Source organism: Mesorhizobium sp. M4A.F.Ca.ET.090.04.2.1 (assembly GCF_003999085.1).
Taxonomy (GTDB): domain Bacteria; phylum Pseudomonadota; class Alphaproteobacteria; order Rhizobiales; family Rhizobiaceae; genus Mesorhizobium.
Genome location: NZ_RZOT01000374.1, coordinates 1 through 6,056, shown reverse-complemented (window position 1 = coordinate 6,056; position 6,056 = coordinate 1). Strand labels below are relative to the sequence as shown.

The following is a 6,056-nucleotide window of genomic DNA, read 5'->3' as shown; positions in this document are numbered from 1 at the left end:
TGATGCCGCCCTGGTCCTGCTCAACACCTGCCACATCCGGGAAAAGGCGGCGGAAAAAGTCTATTCCGAGCTTGGCCGCATTCGCGACATGAAAGCTGAACGGGCCGGGATGGGACGTGAGCTGCTGATCGGCGTCGCCGGCTGCGTGGCGCAGGCCGAAGGCGCCGAGATCATCCGCCGCGCGCCGGCCGTCGATCTGGTCATCGGTCCGCAGACCTACCACCGGCTGCCCGACGTGTTGGCAAGGGTGCGTGGCGGCGAGAAGATCGTCGAGACCGACTATGCCGTCGAGGACAAGTTCGAGCACCTGCCGCAGCCGAAGCGCGCCGAGGTCGCCAAGCGCGGCGTCACCGCCTTTCTCACGGTGCAGGAAGGTTGCGACAAGTTCTGCACCTTCTGCGTCGTGCCCTACACGCGCGGCTCGGAAGTCTCGCGGCCGGTGGCGCAGATCGTCGCCGAGGCCGAGCGCCTGGCGGAAGCCGGCGTGCGTGAAGTGACGCTGCTTGGCCAGAACGTCAACGCCTGGCACGGCGAGGGCGAAGGCGGCGAGGAGTGGGGGCTTGGCCGCCTGCTGTCTAGGTTGGCCGAGATTCCTGGCCTGGCGCGGTTGCGCTACACCACCAGCCATCCGCGCGACATGGATGATGAATTGATCGCCGCCCACCGAGACCTGCCGGCGCTGATGCCCTATCTGCATCTGCCGGTGCAGTCGGGTTCGGACCGCATCCTGAAGGCGATGAACCGCAGGCATACGGCGCGCGACTATCTGGCGCTCATCGATCGCATCCGCGCCGCGCGCGGCGACATCGCCATGTCCGGCGATTTCATCGTCGGCTTTCCCGGCGAGACGGAAGCCGATTTCGAAGCGACCATGCAGCTGGTGCGCGAGGTCAACTATGCCTCGGCCTTCTCATTCAAATATTCGCCGCGTCCAGGCACGCCAGGCGCCGAAATGGCCGGCCACCTGCCGGAATCCGTCAAGGACGAGCGCCTGCAGCGCCTGCAGGCGCTACTCCTGGAGCAGCAGCAGGGTTTCGGCGCGAGCCTTGTCGGCAGGACCATCGATACGCTGATCGAGAAGCCGGGCCGCCAGGCCGGCCAGAAGGTCGGCCGCTCGCCCTGGCTGCAGCCGGTTATTGTTGATGAAAAGGCCGGCGAAATCGGTGACATTATCGAGGTACGAATCACAAGGACGGGCTACAATAGCCTGTTCGCCGAGTTGGCCTGATGCATGTCGCCCAAAAGTGCCCGCGGGTTTGGGACAACGACATGCATAGCCACAAGCCTCGGCAGATGAGGAGAGACGGTTGAGCGCTGCTGAACTGAAGAACTTGCCCCCGAACCAGGCATCTGGGGCTTCCGACATGGCGCACATCGTTCTGACCTTCGACAACAACAAGCTTGCCAGCGCCCTGTATGGCCAGTTCGACGAAAACTTGGCCAGGCTCGAGCAGAAGTTGGGCGTTGACATCCGCTCGCGCGGCAATCAGCTGACCATCAAGGGCTCGGCCTCTGCCGCCGAGCAGGCGCGCCGCGCGCTCGACAACCTCTACGGCATTCTCCAGAAGGGCGTCGACATCGGTCAGTCCGACGTCGACGGCGCCGTGCGCATGGCGATCGCCGCCGACGACCAACTGACGTTGCCGACGCTGGAGCGCAAGGGCAAGATGTCCGCCGCTCAGATAGCGACGCGCAAGAAGACGATCTATGCCCGCTCGCTCAACCAGGACGCCTATATGCGCGCGCTGGAGCGCTCCGAGCTCGTCTTCGGCATCGGCCCGGCCGGCACCGGCAAGACTTATCTGGCGGTGGCGCATGCCGCCATGCTGCTCGAACGCGGCATGGTCGAGCGCATCGTGCTGTCGCGGCCGGCGGTCGAAGCCGGCGAGCGGCTGGGCTTCCTGCCCGGCGACATGAAGGAGAAGGTCGATCCATATCTGCGGCCGCTCTACGACGCGCTTTACGACATGATGCCGGCCGACAAGGTCGAGCGGGCGATCGCTGCCGAAGTGATCGAGATCGCGCCGCTGGCCTTCATGCGCGGCCGCACCTTGGCGCACGCCGCTGTCATCCTCGACGAAGCGCAGAACACCACGCCGATGCAGATGAAGATGTTCCTCACCCGTCTCGGCGAGAATTCGCGCATGATCGTCACCGGCGATCCGACCCAGATCGACCTACCGCCGAACACCAAGTCCGGCCTTGTGGAGGCGCTCCGCATCCTCGACGGCGTAACCGGCATGGTGACGGTACGCTTCAACGAGGGCGACGTCGTCAGGCATCCGCTGGTCGCCGAGATCGTCAAGGCCTATGACCGGGACGGCAAACTGGCCAGGGGCCTGGGCGCGGAAAGCTGACGAAAAAGCCGCATGGCTGAAGACAGGAAACCCGGCGGCCTGCCCGTCGACATCGATATTTCGATTGAGGCCGGCGACTGGCCCGATGAGATGGCGCTGACGCGCCTGGTCGATCGCGCCGCAGCTGCCGCCTTTGCCGAAACCGGCATCGAGGGCGCTTCCGAGCTGAGCATCGTCTTTGCCGACGACGCTCATATCCGCGAGCTCAACGCCGGCTGGCGCGGCAAGGACAACCCGACCAACGTCTTGTCTTTCCCTGCCTTTCCGCTATCGAAGGACGGTCCGCTGCCGCCGATGCTGGGCGATATCGTGCTCGCCGCCGAGACAGTCGCACGGGAAGCGGCACTGGAAGACAAGCCCGTGGCGAACCATATCACCCATCTCGTCATCCATGGCCTGCTGCATTTGCTGGGCTACGATCACGAGACCGACGCCGAGGCCGAGGAGATGGAAGCGATCGAGCGCGCCGCGCTTGCGAGGCTTGCCATTCCCGATCCCTACGCGTAACTAAAAAGACCAATTGACCGGACGACGATGAACGACAAACCAGAGACTGCCGCCCGCCCCGACGCCGGCAGTGCGGCCAAGCCTTCCGAAAAGACGGAAGAGGGCTCGAGTCCGAGTACCACGACCGGCAGCATCGCCAGCGAGCCATCGCCTGCCGGTCCTTCCCTGTTCGATCGCGTGCTTGGCCTGTTCAGGCAGCGTAACGGAACCAGCCTGCGCGAGGAGATAGCGGACGCGCTGGCCGAAACGGCGAGCGACGCCGGCGCCTTCTCGCCCGGCGAGCGCGCCATGCTCAACAACATCCTGCGCCTGCGCGAGGTGCGCGTCGAGGACGTCATGGTGCCTCGCGCCGACATCGAGGCGGTCGAGATCACGACGACGCTGGGCGATCTTCTCGGCCTTTTCGAACAGTCCGGCCATTCCCGTATGCCGGTCTATTCGGAGACGCTCGACGACCCGCGCGGCATGGTCCATATCCGCGACGTGCTGGCCCACATCACCAAGCTGGCTCGCGTCAAGAAGGGACGCACCAGCCGCAAGACCCCGGCGGCGACGCTTCTCGACCTCGCCCAGGTCGATCTCGCCCGCACCATCGGCGAGCTCAACCTGATCCGCCCGGTGCTGTTCGTACCGCCCTCCATGCTCGCTTCCGACCTGATGGGGAGGATGCAGACAACGCGCACCCAGATGGCGCTGGTGATCGACGAGTATGGCGGCACCGACGGTCTCGCCTCTCTGGAAGACATCGTCGAGATGGTGGTCGGCGACATCGAGGACGAACATGACGACGACGAGCCGATGATCACCCAGACCGGCGAGGGCAACTTCATCGTCGATGGCAAGGCCGAGATCGACGAGGTCGCCAAGATGATCGGCGAGGATTTCACTGCCGGCGAGCATGGCGAATATGTCGACACCATCGGTGGCATGATCTTCAACACGCTGGGCCGGGTGCCTGCCCGCGGCGAGGTGGTGCAGGCCATCCCCGGCTTCGAATTCCACGTGCTCGACGCCGATCCGCGCCGTGTCAAGCGCGTGCGCATCGTGCAGATCCAGAAGGGCGAGCGCCGCCGCCGCACCGCCCGCGCCGAGCAGGCCTGAAATCTGCCCCCATGATCTCAGCATCGAGGGCTGGCACCGGTAACACAGATAACATCAGATTGCGCTTATCGATGTTTGGAGCGCGGACCGCGGCCTGATAAATCTTTTGCCGTGATTCGCGCGACTCGGAAGCCTGTATGCAGCGCCTGGCCGGCCGGATAATTCTGCTGTGGGGGTGGCGGCGGGCGCTGGTGGCGTTTCTCGCCGGAGCGCTGGCGGTCCTCGCCCAGGCGCCCTACGATTTCTTCGCCGTCTGCTTCATCTCGTTTCCGCTGCTGGTCTGGCTGATCGATGGCGCGACCGGCGAAGCCTCCGATGGCTGGCTGGGGCGGCTGAAACCAGCCTTCGCCATCGGTTGGTGGTTCGGTTTCGGCTATTTCCTCGCCGGCCTGTGGTGGATCGGCCAGGCGTTGCTGGTCGAAGCCGACAGCTTCGCCTGGGCCTTGCCCTTCGCGGTGGTCGGCATCCCCTTCGCGCTCGCATTCTTCTACGGTTTCGCCACGGTCGTGGCGCGGCTGCTCTGGAGCAACGACATCGGCCGCATCGCCGCGCTCGCCTTCGGCTTCGGCCTGACGGAATGGCTGCGCGACTTCCTGTTCACCGGCTTTCCGTGGAATGCCATCGGCTATGCGGCGATGCCGGTGCCGTTGCTGATGCAGAGCGTCTCGGTGACCGGCATGATCGGCATGAACACGCTCGCCGTCTTCGTCTTTTCGCTGCCCGCTCTCGTCGCGGCGCGCCGCCAGCTTCGCCTGGGTTTCGCGCTGCTCATACTGCTTGTCGCCGCCCATGTCGGCTTCGGCTATGCCAGGCTCGCCGCCCGGGTCGAGCCGGCGACCCGTTCGGTCGATGTCCGAATCGTGCAGCCGGATGTCGACCTCAGCGAAAAATGGGACGCTTCGGTTCGCGACCGCATCTTCGCCACCTTGCTCGGCCTGTCGGGAAAGGCGCCAGAATCCGGCCATGCCAAGCCGCAGCTGATCCTGTGGCCGGAGACCTCGGTGCCGTTCCTCTTCACCGAGCGTCCGGACGCGCTGACCGCGCTGGGCGACATGCTCGGCGAGGGCCAGATGCTGATCGCCGGCGTCGTCCGCGAAGAGGGCGGCTCGGCGGCGGGCGCCGGCAGCCGCTATTACAATTCCGTGGTGGCGATCAACGACAAGGGCGAGATCACCGACGCCGTCGACAAGATCCATCTGGTGCCCTTCGGCGAATATCTGCCTTTCGCCGACCTGTTCGACCGCTTCGGGGTCGAACAACTGGTCGCCGGCCCGATGAATTTCGCGCCCGGCAACGTGCGCCATCCGATCGCGCTGCCGGACGGCGTGCGGGCGCTCCCCTTCATTTGCTATGAAGTCATTTTCCCCGACCTTGTGACGGTTGACGCAGCGTCATCTCAGCTTATTGTGAACGTCACGAACGATGCGTGGTTCGGCGACACGCCGGGACCATACCAGCACTTCAGGCAGGCCCAGATTCGCGCGGTGGAGAATGGATTGCCTTTGTTGCGCGCGGCTAACAATGGCATTTCCGCCATTGTCGACTCGCGCGGCCGCATTGTCGACGCGCTCGCAGTCAACACGCGCGGTGCCATCGACGCACGCGTACCGATCTCTGGGCGCGCCCTCATTTCTGCCGATCGGCGGCGCATTAACGGATTGCTGATCATGTTCCTGTTCGCGCTGGGAGCCCTCGCATGGAATGTAAGGCAGCGGCTACGGGTGAATTGACAGCCGACACATTAGAAACTCATACTGTAAGCGCCTGAAATTTCTCGAAGTCGGTTGGAGGTTCTGTTGGGGCAGTTGGCTCCGGCTTCGTTTGGGCAAGAAAAAATAGAAAAAGCCGGAAAAATTCGGCGAGGAGAAAATGACAGAAGAAAACAAGAAAAAGCCGAATCCGATCGACATCCATGTCGGAAGTCGCATCAGGCTTCGGCGAAATATGCTTGGAATGAGCCAGGAGAAGCTGGGTGAGAATCTCGGCATCACGTTTCAACAGATCCAGAAGTACGAGAAAGGCACCAACCGGGTCGGCGCCAGCCGCTTGCAGGCCATAGCGTCCATCCTCAGCGTGCCCGTAGCCTTCTTT

The 6,056-nt window shown here is 64.1% G+C and carries 6 protein-coding genes; all 6 read left to right on the top strand.

Annotated elements, in window-relative coordinates:
* Positions 1-1,228, top strand: a 1,228-nt coding sequence (gene miaB / locus EN781_RS23115; RefSeq protein WP_127400362.1) for a tRNA (N6-isopentenyl adenosine(37)-C2)-methylthiotransferase MiaB, incomplete at its 5' end; no start/stop codon positions are given.
* 79 nt (positions 1,229-1,307) lie between these two features.
* A complete protein-coding gene (locus EN781_RS23110; RefSeq protein WP_126056677.1) occupies positions 1,308-2,357 on the top strand; it encodes a PhoH family protein in 1,050 nt (349 codons plus the stop codon).
* A 12-nt stretch (positions 2,358-2,369) separates the two neighbouring features.
* Complete coding sequence (gene ybeY, locus EN781_RS23105) at positions 2,370-2,864, top strand: rRNA maturation RNase YbeY (protein ID WP_126056676.1); 495 nt, start codon at positions 2,370-2,372, stop codon at positions 2,862-2,864.
* A gap of 27 nt (positions 2,865-2,891) precedes the next feature.
* A complete protein-coding gene (locus EN781_RS23100) occupies positions 2,892-3,965 on the top strand; it encodes a hemolysin family protein (protein WP_126056675.1) in 1,074 nt (357 codons plus the stop codon).
* Between the two features lie 137 nt (positions 3,966-4,102).
* Positions 4,103-5,695 (top strand): apolipoprotein N-acyltransferase, encoded by a 1,593-nt coding sequence (gene lnt, locus EN781_RS23095; protein ID WP_126056674.1) that lies wholly within the window; start codon positions 4,103-4,105, stop codon positions 5,693-5,695.
* Between the two features lie 139 nt (positions 5,696-5,834).
* Positions 5,835-6,056, top strand: a 222-nt coding sequence (locus EN781_RS23090) for a helix-turn-helix transcriptional regulator (RefSeq protein ID WP_145965586.1), incomplete at its 3' end; no start/stop codon positions are given.

What these genes read in the sequence shown, in the direction of transcription:
- lnt (WP_126056674.1), top strand. Translation starts at nt 4,103, where the DNA reads ATGCAGCGCCTGGCCGGCCGGATAATTCTGCTGTGGGGGTGGCGGCGG.
- ybeY (WP_126056676.1), top strand. Translation starts at nt 2,370, where the DNA reads ATGGCTGAAGACAGGAAACCCGGCGGCCTGCCCGTCGACATCGATATT.
- EN781_RS23100 (WP_126056675.1), top strand. Translation starts at nt 2,892, where the DNA reads ATGAACGACAAACCAGAGACTGCCGCCCGCCCCGACGCCGGCAGTGCG.